20 protein-coding genes are annotated in these 14,690 nt (G+C 47.2%); 3 read left to right on the top strand and 17 right to left on the bottom strand.

Going from position 1 to position 14,690, the window contains the following annotated elements; translation table 11 throughout:
* Positions 1-5: 5 nt before the first annotated feature.
* The 4 genes from WDY75_RS10770 to WDY75_RS10755 all read right to left on the bottom strand — a co-directional run bounded on the left by WDY75_RS10770 (position 6) and on the right by WDY75_RS10755 (position 3,365).
* Complete coding sequence (locus tag WDY75_RS10770) at positions 6-452, bottom strand: tripartite tricarboxylate transporter TctB family protein (RefSeq protein ID WP_006211514.1); 447 nt, start codon at positions 450-452, stop codon at positions 6-8.
* A gap of 72 nt (positions 453-524) precedes the next feature.
* Positions 525-1,511, bottom strand: a complete 987-nt coding sequence (locus WDY75_RS10765; protein WP_063480107.1) for a tripartite tricarboxylate transporter substrate binding protein — start codon at positions 1,509-1,511, stop codon at positions 525-527.
* Positions 1,512-1,533: 22 nt separating this feature from the next.
* Complete coding sequence (locus WDY75_RS10760) at positions 1,534-2,295, bottom strand: IclR family transcriptional regulator (protein ID WP_063480108.1); 762 nt, start codon at positions 2,293-2,295, stop codon at positions 1,534-1,536.
* Between the two features lie 326 nt (positions 2,296-2,621).
* Complete coding sequence (locus WDY75_RS10755; RefSeq protein ID WP_036641845.1) at positions 2,622-3,365, bottom strand: RNA polymerase sigma factor; 744 nt, start codon at positions 3,363-3,365, stop codon at positions 2,622-2,624.
* Between the two features lie 177 nt (positions 3,366-3,542).
* Between WDY75_RS10755 and clpP the strand changes: the two genes are divergently transcribed.
* Positions 3,543-4,124 carry an ATP-dependent Clp endopeptidase proteolytic subunit ClpP gene (gene clpP, locus WDY75_RS10750; protein ID WP_006211518.1) on the top strand — a complete coding sequence of 194 codons (582 nt, stop codon included), beginning with the start codon at positions 3,543-3,545 and terminating at the stop codon, positions 4,122-4,124.
* A 75-nt stretch (positions 4,125-4,199) separates the two neighbouring features.
* Positions 4,200-4,412 carry a hypothetical protein gene (locus tag WDY75_RS10745; RefSeq protein ID WP_006211519.1) on the top strand — a complete coding sequence of 71 codons (213 nt, stop codon included), beginning with the start codon at positions 4,200-4,202 and terminating at the stop codon, positions 4,410-4,412.
* A 34-nt stretch (positions 4,413-4,446) separates the two neighbouring features.
* On the opposite strand, the gene WDY75_RS10740 is transcribed toward WDY75_RS10745, so the two are convergent.
* From WDY75_RS10740 to WDY75_RS10685, 12 genes are all read right to left on the bottom strand, one after another.
* The gene (locus WDY75_RS10740) at positions 4,447-5,358 is read right to left on the bottom strand and encodes a phosphotransferase family protein (protein ID WP_063480109.1); all 912 of its coding nucleotides are present in this window, start codon (positions 5,356-5,358) and stop codon (positions 4,447-4,449) included.
* Between the two features lie 22 nt (positions 5,359-5,380).
* Positions 5,381-5,908, bottom strand: coding sequence for a DinB family protein (locus tag WDY75_RS10735; RefSeq protein ID WP_006211521.1), 528 nt, complete (start codon positions 5,906-5,908; stop codon positions 5,381-5,383).
* A 170-nt stretch (positions 5,909-6,078) separates the two neighbouring features.
* On the bottom strand, positions 6,079-6,366 hold the full coding sequence (locus tag WDY75_RS10730; protein ID WP_036641820.1) for an antibiotic biosynthesis monooxygenase: 288 nt from the start codon (positions 6,364-6,366) through the stop codon (positions 6,079-6,081).
* 45 nt (positions 6,367-6,411) lie between these two features.
* Positions 6,412-6,765: a DUF952 domain-containing protein gene (locus tag WDY75_RS10725; RefSeq protein WP_006211523.1), complete on the bottom strand. Its 354-nt coding sequence runs from the start codon at positions 6,763-6,765 to the stop codon at positions 6,412-6,414.
* A 50-nt stretch (positions 6,766-6,815) separates the two neighbouring features.
* Positions 6,816-7,508 carry a cyanophycinase gene (locus tag WDY75_RS10720; protein WP_231888206.1) on the bottom strand — a complete coding sequence of 231 codons (693 nt, stop codon included), beginning with the start codon at positions 7,506-7,508 and terminating at the stop codon, positions 6,816-6,818.
* 11 nt (positions 7,509-7,519) lie between these two features.
* The gene (locus tag WDY75_RS10715) at positions 7,520-7,729 is read right to left on the bottom strand and encodes a hypothetical protein (protein ID WP_148246853.1); all 210 of its coding nucleotides are present in this window, start codon (positions 7,727-7,729) and stop codon (positions 7,520-7,522) included.
* 31 nt (positions 7,730-7,760) lie between these two features.
* Positions 7,761-8,768 carry a phosphotransferase enzyme family protein gene (locus WDY75_RS10710; RefSeq protein WP_063480111.1) on the bottom strand — a complete coding sequence of 336 codons (1,008 nt, stop codon included), beginning with the start codon at positions 8,766-8,768 and terminating at the stop codon, positions 7,761-7,763.
* Between the two features lie 164 nt (positions 8,769-8,932).
* Positions 8,933-9,481: an NUDIX hydrolase gene (locus WDY75_RS10705; protein ID WP_063480112.1), complete on the bottom strand. Its 549-nt coding sequence runs from the start codon at positions 9,479-9,481 to the stop codon at positions 8,933-8,935.
* Positions 9,482-9,522: 41 nt separating this feature from the next.
* Positions 9,523-10,404, bottom strand: a complete 882-nt coding sequence (locus WDY75_RS10700) for a GNAT family N-acetyltransferase (RefSeq protein WP_063480113.1) — start codon at positions 10,402-10,404, stop codon at positions 9,523-9,525.
* 147 nt (positions 10,405-10,551) lie between these two features.
* Positions 10,552-12,246 (bottom strand): M3 family oligoendopeptidase, encoded by a 1,695-nt coding sequence (locus tag WDY75_RS10695; RefSeq protein ID WP_006211528.1) that lies wholly within the window; start codon positions 12,244-12,246, stop codon positions 10,552-10,554.
* A gap of 141 nt (positions 12,247-12,387) precedes the next feature.
* Positions 12,388-12,702 (bottom strand): multidrug efflux SMR transporter, encoded by a 315-nt coding sequence (locus WDY75_RS10690; protein ID WP_036641804.1) that lies wholly within the window; start codon positions 12,700-12,702, stop codon positions 12,388-12,390.
* Complete coding sequence (locus WDY75_RS10685; protein ID WP_006211530.1) at positions 12,702-13,049, bottom strand: DMT family transporter; 348 nt, start codon at positions 13,047-13,049, stop codon at positions 12,702-12,704. Before WDY75_RS10685 ends, WDY75_RS10690 begins: the two co-directional genes overlap by 1 nt.
* A 151-nt stretch (positions 13,050-13,200) precedes the next feature.
* Between WDY75_RS10685 and WDY75_RS10680 the strand changes: the two genes are divergently transcribed.
* Positions 13,201-14,067 carry a LysR family transcriptional regulator gene (locus WDY75_RS10680; RefSeq protein ID WP_063480114.1) on the top strand — a complete coding sequence of 289 codons (867 nt, stop codon included), beginning with the start codon at positions 13,201-13,203 and terminating at the stop codon, positions 14,065-14,067.
* Here the strand turns inward: WDY75_RS10680 and WDY75_RS10675 are convergent.
* Positions 14,062-14,616, bottom strand: a complete 555-nt coding sequence (locus WDY75_RS10675; RefSeq protein WP_006211532.1) for a GNAT family N-acetyltransferase — start codon at positions 14,614-14,616, stop codon at positions 14,062-14,064. The two genes, WDY75_RS10680 and WDY75_RS10675, sit on opposite strands and share 6 nt — an antisense overlap.
* Positions 14,617-14,690: the final 74 nt, after the last annotated feature.

The raw sequence follows: 14,690 nt of genomic DNA, 5'->3' as shown, positions 1-14,690 counted from the left end.
CTCCTTTAATACAAAATACCGTGCGGAATCGGAACGCTCAGCAAGAATTCAAACACGTAGCTAATTCCGGCGCTGATCAGAACGGACGCCACAATCAATGTTGTCCACTTCCGGATGCCCATCAATATCATCCAAGCCAATGTGACTAAAGCTGATGAAACCGTGAACCCCAACCACTGCACGAACAGGACATAAACCATCATGACGATGATTCCGGTTACAAACAATAAAACCGCTGGCTTCCCTGAAACAGCATAAACCGCTCCATCTTGTTTCTCTTTCCGGCCTATGAGCAGAATCGATAATACACCTAATGCGCTGGCAGCTATTTTGGGAAAATAGTCGGGTCCAGGTCCCAGACCGTTGGATGATGGAAACGCATTTGCTGTTAACCATGCATACACAGACAAGATCAATAGCCCAAATCCAATCACTCGGTTGGCCATGGTCATGGCTGCACCTCCTCTTGTGATAGAAGGGGCTAGTCATCACTAGCCTCTTCTATCCAATTCATTTGTTGAAGGTTAATTCAATTTCAAAGACGGAATCAAATTTGCAAATAACTGATCTTGTTCTTCCAGCAGTTTCGTGAATCCTTCTCCATTCTCGTAACGGTAACCCAGGTTCATCTTTTTGATCTGCTCTTTAAATTCGTCGCTTTGAGCTGTCTTGCCGAATGACTCCTCAAGAATTTTCACAACATCGTCCGGCGTATCCTTAGGAACAGCCAGTCCACGCCATGTGCCGATCGAAAGATCAATTCCGCTTTCTTTTAGTGTAGGTACATCTGGGAGAGACTCGACACGTTCTTCAGCCATCACACCCAATACTTTAAGCTCACCTGCTTGTACTTGTGTAACAACTTCTGCAGGGCTTACAGAAACTGCATCCACATGTCCTCCCAGCAGGGCCGTTACTGCAGGAGCAGCTCCTTCAAATGGGATGTGATTAAATTGGGCACCCGTTTCTTTCTCAAAAGCAGCGGCGGCCAAATGCCAGATCGCACCCGTTCCCGAGTTCCCGACCTTTAATTTTTTTTCTTTTGTAGCTGCGATAAATTCTTCTAACGTATTCCATGGTGCATCTGCTTTTACTGTGATAGCGCCTGAATCTTCATTTAATAGCGCAATCGGTTTGAAATCCGTATGAGAAAATTGAGCCAAACCGGAGTGCGGTAATGTAAGCAATTCAACGGTTACCATGGATACCTTATAGCCATCTGCTTTTGCCTTGGCACCGTTCTGCATACCAACCGCTCCACCGCCACCTTCCATATTCACAACGGCAATGGACTGACCCAGGTCATTCTTAGCCATATCTGCAAAGGAACGAGCCACGGTATCCGTTCCTCCTCCTGCGGCATAAGGTACAATGAGTTCTACAGGTTTACTCGGAAAGTTGCTGTCCTTGCCGGTTTCACTCGAGCCGGATTGTGCTGAATCATTCCCGCCGCATGCGGTTAAAACAACGAACATCGCCAGTAAAATCAAACTAAATTTGTACTTTTTCATAAGAACTCCCCTTTTATTGTTTTTATGATTTAGTTGGATTGAAACCCATTTTTCTCGAAATCGCCTGGGCTGTTTCTTTAGTCCACGGAATGTATTCACGTAGAATATCATCCGACATTCTGGTGATGGGACCCGTAATACTGATGGCATAACGGGATTTTTGCGTATGGTCGAAGATAGGTGCCGCAACACAGCGTATCCCTCTCTCATGCTCTTCATTATCGTACGCAAATGCGTTGGCCCGAATGGTTTGGAACTCTTGCTTTAGCTCTTCCGGTGTGGTCAAGGTATACTCGGTAAATGGCTGCATCGTAATTCCTGCTAGAAGCTGATCCACCTCATCCTCCGGTAAATAAGCCAAAATCGCTTTACCAACCCCTGTGCAATACAATGGGCCTCTGCGACCGATTTGTGAGTAAATCCGGATAGTTGAAGCGTTTTCAACCTTATCGATGTATAACACTTCATTCCCGTCAAGCATGACAAGGTGGACAATTTCGCCCGTATCTCTACTTAATTTTTCGATCAATGGTCTGGCGATATCCACAATCTTTAGATTCTCGGTAACGACCTCAGCCATTTCAATAAACTTCAATCCTAGGCTGTAGATGCTATCCTTTCCCGTCTTCTGAACATAATCCTGCTCTTCAAGCGAAGCTAACAACCGATGTGCCGTACTCTTTGCTACGTCCAGCTTTTGGGCGATTTCTGTAACACCTAAACCTCCGGGATTCAATTTCAGAAACTCCAGTATATCCAGCGCCCTAGTTACTGACTGAATCAATTCATGGCCCCCTTTTTATCTCGTTCCTTAATACGGAACATCATTCCTTAATGTGGTTTTGTTTAATTATAAGAATAAACTGAAAGCGCTGTCAATAGTTTTGATCTAAAAAACCTTGTTCTATTATGTTACAAAAGCCTTCGACTTCGTGTATCAACCAACCGCTGCGTGTTGGATTCTCGCTCTCTTTTCCAAAGAAAAGGTTTCCAGAAATTTCACAATATAGAAAAAGACCATAGCATCTTCTGCTTTGGTCTTTTTGAAGAGATAAGAAAGTATAAACTTTAGAAGCTTACCTCCTGATCTCGCAAGAAAAAACTTCCGCTTTACGCGGCCATTCTCATCTCTGGCTGATATCCGCTATACAGCATATAACCTGCGCTCGATGATTGGCCCCCCTGAACCTGCAACGGCTCCATGCTGCCAATGGCCGAAACTTCACTGTTATTCCACTGGATCAGTCTTACGACAGCTTCAATATCACCTGATTGATATGCCTCGGCCAATGCCTGTAGATTCAAGCTGGTCTCTTCCTCTTCCGGCATGGTTAATCCGTGTTCCTCTTCTTCTATGTCCAAGGATTGCAGCACTTTATGTGCACGATGAAGAGCCGCTTTCACTGCCCCATCTGTCGTTTGCAGCATGTTTGCCGTTTCCGAAACGGAATATTCATACACATCACGAAGCACCACCACCGTTCGCTGCAGTGGGGACAAATGCTCCATCAGCCATTGAAAAGCGAACTCGATGTTCAGTTTGCTGTCCTCATTCGATGGTTCTTCTCTCGGTAAGATATGCTCCAGCTTCTCATCAAGAATTCGTCTGTAGGTCAGATCCCGGCGTATCCGGTCAATCCATGTATTCTTGGCAATCCGGAGCAGCAGGGCCTCAGGATTGACATGGTTCCGCTGCTTCAAATGCTCGAGTGCTTTGATCCATGTGTCCTGCACCAGATCATCCGTATCCCATGAGGAGTTTGTGAGGGACAGACAGTACCTGTGCAGCATCGCGTTCAGCTCCGCCAAGTCCTGATCCCCCGGCGAGGTGACACTCGGTCGATAGATCGTCATCAGAAGCCAACTCCCTTCCTTCTCTCGGTAAGATATCTTATATGTAAACGAATGAGGTCTGCCTTTCGTTACTCTCATATCCATCATTTATTTCTTGCTTCCTCCGTATCTTTTGCAGCTGCCTCTTCGTTTACTTGCTGAATCAAGAAAACCTAACGAATATGGAGGATGGAAACCATGAATATTGTTCCTTATGTTGTTGAGCAGACCAATCGGGGCGAACGATCCTACGATATTTATTCCAGATTGCTGAAGGATCGGATTGTGTTTGTCGGTGCAGCCATTGATGATGCAATCGCTAACAGCATTATTGCACAATTGCTGTTCCTGGCAGCTGAAGATCCGGAGAAGGATATCCATATGTATATCAACAGTCCAGGCGGCTCCGTGTCCGCGGGCTTTGGCATCTACGATACCATGCAGATTATTAAACCTCAAGTGAGCACCATCTGTACGGGATTTGCCGCTTCTTACGGTGCAATCCTTCTGCTGGCTGGAGCCACAGGCAAGCGACTCGCACTGCCTAACAGCGAGATTATGATCCATCAGCCGCATGGTGGAGTGCAAGGGCAGGCAACCGATATTGCCATTACAGCCAAACGCATCATAAAAACCCGCGAGAAGCTGGCACATATTATATCGGAGCGAACAGGTCAGTCCGTGGAGCGTGTCGAAATGGATATGGAGCGGGATTACTTTATGTCCGCACAAGAAGCGAAGGATTACGGGATCATCGATGATATCGTCACCAACCTGTGACGATGGAACGAAAGGCATGAACAGGTTCTGCGAAGCACCCGTTATATATTCTATTCACAAGGAGTGAAATCAGGTATGCTGAAAAGTTTGCTGAATCAACAAGTGACCCTTTATTTTACGGATGGAAGTTATGTGCGGAGCGGCACGCTTGAAGAGGTGGGAGAACAGTTCATCCGATACAAGGATGAATATGACATGCTGTATGTACCGTTAACTGCCATCCGCTACGTATCGGTGAATACGAAGGAAAGAGACAAACCACGAGTTGGATTTACGCCATCTTCCTGATGGGAATACAAGAACCGCATGGGCTTCTTCACGCTCATGCGGTTCTGTTCGTATGGCTGTTTATTTTATCAATTATGAATGACAACACTCGCTGCATACAGACATCATTCTTCTCCCTCTTATGGAAACCGATAAATTGCAGGGCATGTATGACGGAATAGAAATCAATCAGCTCCCGCAACTCCTGATCCGCTCCCCACTGCCTGCACAGCTCCTCCACATAAGGCATACCCTGATCTCCAATGTCAGAGACAACCGCTGTTTGCGTGAGAGCAATCATGTACAGCGGATCTCCGTAACATACCCAATCGAAATCCACGATGCCCTGCAGTTTGCCCTCATGTACGATCACGTTCTTAATCGTGAGATCATCCAGAAAACAGACCGGCTCCACCTGGTTGAGATAAGGCTCGTAATGCTGTTTTATTACCTGGAGTTGGTTAACGGCCTCTGATGACACATCATCGGTTATATTCCCCAAATGACTCTCAAGATTGCGCTCAATGATCTGTGCCCATGATGAAAATGGACCCTGCTCACCGATGGGAACCCATCCAAATCCCTTGCCCTTGGGAAGCTCGGCTACCTTGCGCTCATATGAAATGATTTGGCCTGCGAGAACGGCCAATTGTTCATGTGTCATTCCCTCCAGCTCATAGCGCAGATCCTGACCGGGAAAGCGTTCCAGTATCATATAGGCGTACGGCACCTTCTCAAGAGAGACATCATGATGAATGACTTTCGGTACCGGTAAGCCCAAAGAGGAGAGAATCTCCATATTCTTCGCTGTAAACTCCAGAATTCCGGGCTTGTGATTGGTTCTAAGCATAATTTGTTCGTGTGGAAAAGTCACGCTGTACACCTGGTTGGTGTGACCGAATGACATGAGTTTCATTCTTAACGGTCGGCGGCCATAAAGCTTCGCCATAAGCTCTTCCAAATTCATCTCAAACACCTGCCTCGATGGGTTACTTGTTCGCTTCCCGAATCCGTCCCAGTTGTCTGATGTGAAGAGTTTCATGGATTGCGATAAAATGGGCCCACTGATTCGCGTTCATCTCGAAACCGAAGGGATGCGGGTAACGCAGGTCATTGGTATTCCGCTCGGCCAGTCTCGCAATGATCTCCTTCGTTGTGTCCCGGACCTGATTCAGCTTATCCATCGCTTCTTCATAGGACAATGTACCGCTAGGCACGGCTGCTTTAGGCGCTTCTATCTTTTTGCCGATGATGCCGCTGTTTTGCAGCACTTCGCTTACATCCGTCAGCTTCTCATCCCATGGCTCCGAGGGCAGGGCAGGCTCCTTCTCCAGCATCTGCCGAAGCTGATACTGAATCATTCCTTCAAGCTTGCCCAAATGCTCCACCACCTCGGTTACGCTCCAACCGTCCGGAACTTCACGTAGCTCCTTCTCATCCGCTCCGAAAGACCCCAGCACCATCATTAATTTCTGCCGAACCTGATCCATAAAAGGTACAATATCCTGAAAATTCACTATCAATATCTCCTCCAACTCATTCACTATCCCTCTATATAAACACAGAGCGCTGCCGCTGCATCACTTGTCCCGAGAATATTCCAAGAAGCACCGAATACAGCTAAACAAGTGAAGGAATTTATGAATGATCGCTTCATCATGTAGCAGGTATGTACTATATAAGGATTTTAAAGATCCACATAATGTTCAACAACAGGGAACGGATCGTAGAAGTGATGCAGGAGATTTTTCCATTCCTGATATTCAGCCGATCCTCTGAAACCTGTCGTATGGTCCTCCAGCGTCTCCCATTTTACCAATAGAATATACTTATGATCATCTTCCAGACACCGTTTCAAGTCATGATGGAGATAACCCTTCATCTTAGAGATGATCCCTGACGCCAACTCGAAATTACGTTCAAAATCATCCGTTAGCCCTGTTCTCACCTGCAGTATCGCCACTTCAAGTATCATAGAATTCCTCCTTGGTCATAATGGGTTAGCTGGTTTCTAGTTGCCTTATCCCTGATATTCGAAATCAGCAGAAGCTTGAAACGCAAATACCCCATTCTCGTCAGCTTCCAAACGATATACCTTATGAACTGCGTTCAGGTTCAGCCTTCCATAGATATGCGGGAACAACTGATGCAGTCCATACAAGTCCTCGTATACAATCTCAGCATCCACATCATCTTCTTGAATGCCCAGAACGAATAGACCCGCTGTTCCCTTATAGAGCGTGTTGGCTACTCCGCTGACTTGCTCCTCTGTTGAGCAATGAATAAATTGATCTGTATGTAAACTGTGCGGCTCGTATACTCCTTGCTGCTGTGCTTCCGTCCATGCTTCCATCGAAATAATATGATAGATCACTCCATCCAGTCCCCCTGTCCATATTTTCGTATATCTTAACACATCATCATTCACGATGTTTCCTTCGCTATATATTCATCCTGCTCAACATCCTGGATGGTTACCATATGGACGGATTCGCCCAATGAGGATGCCAGCCGCTCGTTAATGAACACAGCGCATGCTTGCTCATCAATGCCGAGACCACGCTGTACTTTTTTCGCCTTCATACCCTCTAGCAGATTAGTCTGATCGCCCCACTCCGTATAATGAACGCTGATCAATACATCGGAGAGCAGGCCTACGCCCTGTTTAAACAGCATTACGCTCTGCTCATTATCAAGTGGGGAAATGAGGCAAATCTCGGGAAGAATTAAGGCGCCTGCCGAATTCCCTGCAATCGGAACCCCGTTTTTATAACGGTCGATCAACAGGTCTTTGAAGGCACCTGTCGCATAGTAGTGATGGTATTTCTCCGTATTTCCCCCAGCGATAAAAATTCCCGTGGCGCGAGAAAGGACCTGCTCCGCGTGCTCCATATCCAAATGCCCTTCCGCATCAGGAACGATCACCTGTACATCGTGAGCACCCGACTCCCTCCACATCTGTTGAAACAGTGGAACATATTCCTCCCAGCCCGGTCTGTTCATGATGCATAAGGCAATCGTGGCGTCGGAACCTCCCGCTTGCTCTATGAACTGTCTGTTCGCCTCTGCTTGGAAGGAGTTCCCTCCGAGCAGATATACATATCGTTCTCTCATCATAACACCCCTCTCTATTCCTTTTTCTGTGCTCGCTTGTAAACATAGTACAGCAGCACCGAGATAAAATAAATCGGTAGGATGATGATGCCTAACACAGCACTCCATAATACTATGGGAAGCAGATCGCGGTTAGTTATACTATCGTAATTCATATAACCGTACACAATCCAAACCAGCCATACCATCGTGACGGCATATCCTATTTTATAAGGTAATCTCACAGCATTCACATCCTAGAAGTTGATTGGGACATTAGAATTTCGAGTGCAACAAATCGGAAAAGGCATGCTGGTTATATTCCAGCCACTCTCTTCTCTTCAAAAGCTGCTTCAACATCAACCGAAAATAAGGGGCGATGCTCCGGCCGGCATAATGTTGTCCAATATAGATGCTTAATAGTGATACGTAATATATCTGCATAACATACGGAATCCACTGAATCTCCGCAGGGGTTAATGTCATATATTTTCGATATTCATCCAAAAACAGCTCTATCTTCTCAAAAGTTTGGTCTTCAAATTGAAAGAGATGATTTAAACAGATCGTTAGTTCCCAAATACGAATATCGTTAGCGGCAAAATCAAAATCCAATACCCCGCTGATCTTCCTGAATTGAGGCTCGATCAAGAGATTAAAGATGAGAATATCATGGTGGACAATTTGTTTAGGCAGAAGATTGAGTTCAGGCGCGTGCCTGTAAATATTCTGGTAATACGCCTGGATAATAGCAATCTGATCGGCATCAATTGCAAAGGGAGGACTGGACAGAAATTCATGGATGCTCTTCTGATACGACAGCGGATGAAGGCTGTAAGGGTCATGAAATGCGATAGTAGGACGAACCGAATCAACGGGTACCGATGAGAATTGCTGAAGGGCATACGAAATTTCTCCAACCGTCTGTCCATAACTAAGCACATCCGAATTTCTTAATAAATCTGGAACCTCACCCTCAATAAACCGGGTTATGGAGCCTAAAGAACCATCCGACAGAATAACATACTTCGAGCCATCCTTGCTCGAGAGGAACCCAGGAACACCAAACGATAAAGAGCAATGTTCCAAATAAGCTGTTAATTCCACCTCAAACTGTAATCTTTCTTCATTTTTAGTATGACGATTATATATTCTTGCAACATATTTGCTTTGGTTCAGTACAACAATTCTGGAGTCATTCGTCATGCCAAATGGCACATTGCCCATAGAATGCACAGGCTCATTAAAATAATGCTGCAGCAGCTCTTGAAATAAGTGCTCCATTGTCTACACCTCTTTATTGTCCAGAACATGGCCTTTAGGATCAATCTCATAAACCCCGTCTTCATTCATGGCTTCACTCTGCAATAATCCTGGTATGCCTGATTGTTATCCGACACATGGCCTTACTTCGTTCCTCCCATTCCCATGCTCAAGATATTATAGGTTTATCTACCCGAGAGGTCTTGTTGTCTTATGGCATAAGCCAGCTTATACAGGTCCGCAATATCCTGCCTGCCCGTTTCTTCAAATCTTTGAACCGCCACATCCAATTCGACCGCCTCCACAGCGATCACCTGCTCGCCGTCTTCAGGATTCAGCGGCTCCCCGATGATGCATACATCCCCGTAGCCAACCAATCTGACAAAGCGCGGGTGAGGGATATGCGGACGGTACGGAGTCTTGCAACTGGATTCACAACGAAACTGGCCGAAGACTCGGTACGACTCCAGTTCTGCACCAAGCTCCTCCCTCACCTCCCGTCGCAGCGCGTCCAAATATCGCTCCCCGGGCTCCAGCGTACCTCCTGGAAGCTCCCAGCTTCCATCCGCCACTAGAAAGACAACGCAGCGATTTCCGGTAAACGGAAGAATCGTGACATTGCTCACCTTCGACTCATCAATATCTTCGTCTAAATCAAACCTGGCCTTCACAACACCCCAATGGATATCATTCGATAACGCCCGATAGGAGCTTAAATCCGTATTTATTCTCATGCGCTGTTCCCTTTCGCTCTATGCCAAAATTCATGCTTGCTTTACTCCACGTTATACTCGCGAACCATGAGCACTTGCTCCATTCCAGCGTTAAATCCAAGCTCCGTCAGAACTTCCACCAGTTCCTTATGGGAGGCCCGGATATTGAACGCAGATCGCTTGCAGGCATGTCCAGGCTGCATGATCTCAAGCACTGCCCTCTTAAGGACCCCTTTTGCGTCAGGATGTCCGGGAGCTGCCTCACAGCGAAATAGTGTGATTGCAGTCAAACTTCCGGCAGCGTCAAACACTCGCTTAAACAATCCGTAACCCGCGAGCTTTTCTTCCTTATATACAAAAACACACTCACCATCCCTAATATTGGAGGCGTCTGTCTGCCAGACTTCGCCGGGCAGATAGAAGGCGGCGGAGGCGACCTCAGCGGCCTGGCCTCTGACCAAAGTATATGTTGAAGCTGCATTCTGAACATTAAGCTCCTCAAGCGACTGCTCATTCGACATGATAAGCAGCCGGTCAATGATTACATATCCGACACTTTGATAGAGTCGGATCGCTGCTGTATTCGTGCTGATAGCCTCTAGATAGGCACGATGTACGCCTTGCTTCTCGTAAAGCTCCGAGTTTTTCTCCATCATGGATTTGCCGAGCCCTTTGCCCCGAAAATCCGGAGCGATGGCGGTACCGCTGTTACGTGCAAGCTTAACGCCATCATACTCCCGGAAGCTGTTCATGACGATGCCTGCCGCAGCCCCATCCACATAACAAGCAAGAGATTCCTCCAAACTTAAGCCATCATTTCCGATTCGAGCAATGAAACGCTCCAGCGGCATCGAGGCATTCACGATGTATCCTTCAAACGATTGGTTCCATAGCTCCGAGGCATCCCGAATCGGAAGCTCGCTAAGGGGTTTATAGGTAATCATGGTTTATTTCCTCCTGCTCCATAGGCATGGATAATGCGAAACGGTTCAGACGCAAAATTTCATTCCATTTAAAAACATGCAGGAAGAGCACCTGAGCTGTAACTCAATAGTGTCCCCCTGCATGCGTTGTCACTGCTTATTTACGATTTAAAGAGCTGCATCGTCTACGCTGTCAAGCCACGCATTAATGCTGCCAATGACGGAAGTGACGCAGCCATCCTCGAACGGCGAGATCAAGCCGGCTACCTTCACCAATTCGACGAAGGACTTGCTTCCGCCTTGACGGCAGAGGTGCAGATAATCTGCCCATGCGGCCGATCGATCTTCGTGCATCTTCTTCCAGAATTGGAAAGCGCAGATTTGAGCCAGCGTGTAATCGATATAATAAAACGGCGAACTAAAAATATGACCCTGTTTATGCCAGAAACCGCCTTGCTCCAGGTACGTGTTGTCATCGTAGTTCCGGTGCGGCAAATACTTCCGCTCAATCTCACGCCATGCCTGTTTCCGCTCAGCCGGCGTTGCATCCGGATTCTCATAAACGAAATGCTGGAATTCATCAACCGTTACTCCGTAAGGAATGAAGATCAGCCCACTTGCGAGATGGTCGAAACGGTATTTGTCCGCTTCATCTTCGAAGAAACGGTCCATCCAAGGCCATGTGAAGAACTCCATGCTCATGGAATGAATTTCGCATGCTTCATACGTTGGGAATCCATACTCCGGAACCTCGAAACCTCTGCTCTCGTATACTTGGAAGGCATGGCCAGCTTCGTGTGTCAACACATCAATATCACCGGACGTACCGTTGAAGTTGGAGAAAATAAAAGGTGCGCCGTACTCGCTGATATAGGTACAGTAACCGCCGCCCTGCTTGCCTTTTTTGGCTACCAGATCCATCAGGCCGTTCTCCTGCATGAAGGTGAAGAACTCATGGGTTTCCGGTGACAACTCCTCATACATCTTCGCTCCGTTGCTCACGATCCAGTCTGGATCACCCTTCGGTGTTGCGTTCCCCGATTTGAATGCAAAGTTCTCATCATAATACAGCAACTGGTCCACATCGATACGATTCTGCTGACGTTCCTTCAGCTTGGATGCAACCGGAACGATATGCTCCAGCACCTGGCTGCGGAAATTAGCAACCATCTCTGCGTTGTAATCCGTGCGTGCCATGCGCGCATAACCAAGCTCAACATAATTGTTGAAACCCAGCTTCTTGGCCATCTTGGTTCTCACTTTTACCAGATCATCATAAATGCGGTCGAAAGTTGCTTCATTCTCGGCCATAAAGCCGCTGGAAGCCTCCATGGCGCGTTTGCGCATATCGCGGTCCTTGGATTGCTGGAAAGGCGTCAATTGCGGTAGCGTACGCTCCTCGCCTTCAAATTGGATTTTGGCAGAAGCGATCAGCTTCGAGTATTCGGTGGTCAGTTTATTCTCCTGCTGCAAATCCTCAATAATCTCGGGACTGAAGGTTTTGAGTGATAGCTCTGCAAGCTGGAACAGCTGCCGGCCCCATTTATCCTCAAGCTCGGTTCTGAATTTCGAATCCACGAGGGCGCGGTAATAATCCGTTATGTATTCCTGAATCACCGGTCCGTTCTCGTCAAAGAAATCCTGTTCAGCCTTATAGAACTCATCGTTTGTATCAATCGAGTGACGAATACTCACAAGCTGACCGAGTGTATCCATCTCACTGCGGAGTTTATTGATGCGGGTCATCGCCTGATCCTGCTCTTCATACGTGCTTGCTGAAGTAAAGGCGTTGAGTTGTTCTTTAAACTTTTGCTCAAAAGCTTTTACATCGGGACGTTCATAGCGATATTCGCTGAATTTCATAGGATACACCTGTCCTTTCAATGATAAAAAATGCATCGTGGCGTCAGATGGAATGATTTCATAACACCAAACTCTATGTAAATTCTATATGCGAATCTCAATATCCTTCACAAGCTTTTGAATTTCTGTTCGATTGCGACGTCACGTTATCATCTTAAGACCGATGACTGAAGCCAGAATTAAACTAATGAAGAATACGCGCCGCCATTCCTTCGGTTCTCCAAACGCGAACATCCCCAGCAGTGTGCTTCCTGCCGTTCCCATTCCTGTCCAGATGGCGTAGGCGGTTCCCATGGAAATAAAATTCATCGCATACGTCAGCAGCAAGAAACTCGATCCAAGCGAACAGGTCAGAAACAAATAGGAGCCGAAGCTGCGAAACAAGGCCACACGTCTCAATGCAATGACACCCAGCACTTCGCACAACCCGGCGGCGATCAGAGCGATCCATTCCATCACAAACCACTCTCCTTCGCCTGACTATCCGTTTCCTTCGTAACGAGTTTAAGCCCGAGCACACCCGCAGCCAACATGCCAATCAGCAGAAGTTTGACCGGGTTTGCCTGCTCTCCAAAAACCAGAATCTCCACCAGCACCGTTCCGGCCGTCCCAAGACCCGTGAATATAACGTACACCGTGCCAATGGGCAGCTTCGCCGCAGAATCCAAAAAAACTTTAAAGCTGAATAAAATCGAGACAATGGTAATGAGCCACTGCCACCAGACATCGGAATGCTTCAAGCCGGATACCCATACCACTTCCAGCGCCCCCGCCAACAATAAAAGCCACCATTCCTTCTTCATCCTGCAACCACTTCCTTTCTGCTCTTATAATCGTGAACCTTATTGATTCGCAGTTGTGATTGTAATCTAAAATCGACATACCGTATAATGATAATTAATAATGTTGTCATCATTATTAGTGATGTCCGAAGGATGGAGAGGCGGCAGCTGTATGGAGCTTACGGATTTGAAGGTTTTTCTAAGGATTGCCGAGGAGGGGAACATCACCCGTGCTGCTGAGCAGCTCGGATATGTGCAGTCCAATGTGACGGCCCGGATCAAAAAGCTTGAGAATGAACTGGGTGTCCCCTTGTTCAACCGGCACTCCAACGGCGTGACGTTGACCGAGAAGGGGGCCACGCTCAGGGATTATGCGTGCTCCATTCTCAATTTGTCGGAGGAAGCCATTCGATCGGTACAGGAAACACCGTATCCCAGCGGCTGCTTAACCATTGGCGTTGTGGATACGGTTCATTGCGGGTACTTCATACAATCCTTGTCGGACTATCAAAATATGTACCCGGACGTCTCGCTTTCGTTATTGACGGGAAGCTCAGCCGAGCTAATCTCTCAAGTGCTGAACTACCAGCTGGACGGGGCCTTTGTAACAGGAAGTCTGCCGCCGAAAGTCGTTGCCGAATATGTGGATCAGGACGAGGTCAAGCTGTTAACGAAATCGAAGGAGCAGCCATTTCCCGATCTTGCCACAACAAAATGGGCCGTCGCCCCGTCGGGATGTCCGTTTCGAAGCACCCTTGAAAAATGGCTGTTAAGTGAAGGCATTCCGCTTACCAGGATGATCGAAGTGTCGTCGCTCGAAACTCAGCTCGGTATCGTGCGTTCAGGTCTTGCCGCTACATTGCTGCCAAGCTCCGTACTGAGCGGAGAATGTGCGGATATGGGCAGCTATTCCATACCAGAGGCCTATCGTCATAGCACAACAAGCCTGATTCGGCGGAACGACCGGTTCAGGAACAAGGCTTTTTCCGCTTTTGCCGAGCTGGTCAAGGTCAATTTTGAAATAAAGGAGCATTTATAACCGAATAATGGAGTAAACCAGAATATCCTCATAGCGCCCCTTCACCTTGAGATAATGGCGGAGCCTCCCTTCCAGCTTCATCCCGGTCTTCTCCATCACCCTATAGGAACCTGTATTATCCGGGTGGCATTTGGCCTCAATACGAACCAGCTGCAATTGGTCAAACCCGAATGTAATGACCCGCTCGATCACTTCCGTCATGATGCCCTGGTTCCAGAATTGATTGGACAATACATACCCGAGCTCCGCCTTGCGATGATCATTATCCCATTCAATGAAACTGCAGGTTCCGATGATAACGCCGGTCCCCTTGTGTTCAATCCCCCACGGCCCGACCTTCTGCAAGGTATATCGCTGCTGCACAAACTCCAAGAACCGCTGAGTGTCATCTGTCGATTGATGCGTATTCCATAAGGTATGTCTGGATACCTCAGGCACGGAGCAGTATCTGTAAATATCCATCAGGTCCCTTTGGGTGATGGGTCTTAACAAGGTTCTTGCCGTCTCCAGAATAGGGAATGGATCAAAAACATCTTCAATCTTTTTCATAAGCCCACCTCCAGATCAATAGATTTCTTCTGCTAGATTCATTCTCATTATTCGCCCCCAGAAAGTTCATATTC

The sequence above is a fragment of the Paenibacillus glucanolyticus genome (assembly GCF_037333485.1).
In the GTDB taxonomy this organism is placed as follows: Bacteria; Bacillota; Bacilli; order Paenibacillales; family Paenibacillaceae; genus Paenibacillus_AQ; species Paenibacillus_AQ glucanolyticus.
This window is presented reverse-complemented; position numbering and strand designations above follow the sequence as displayed.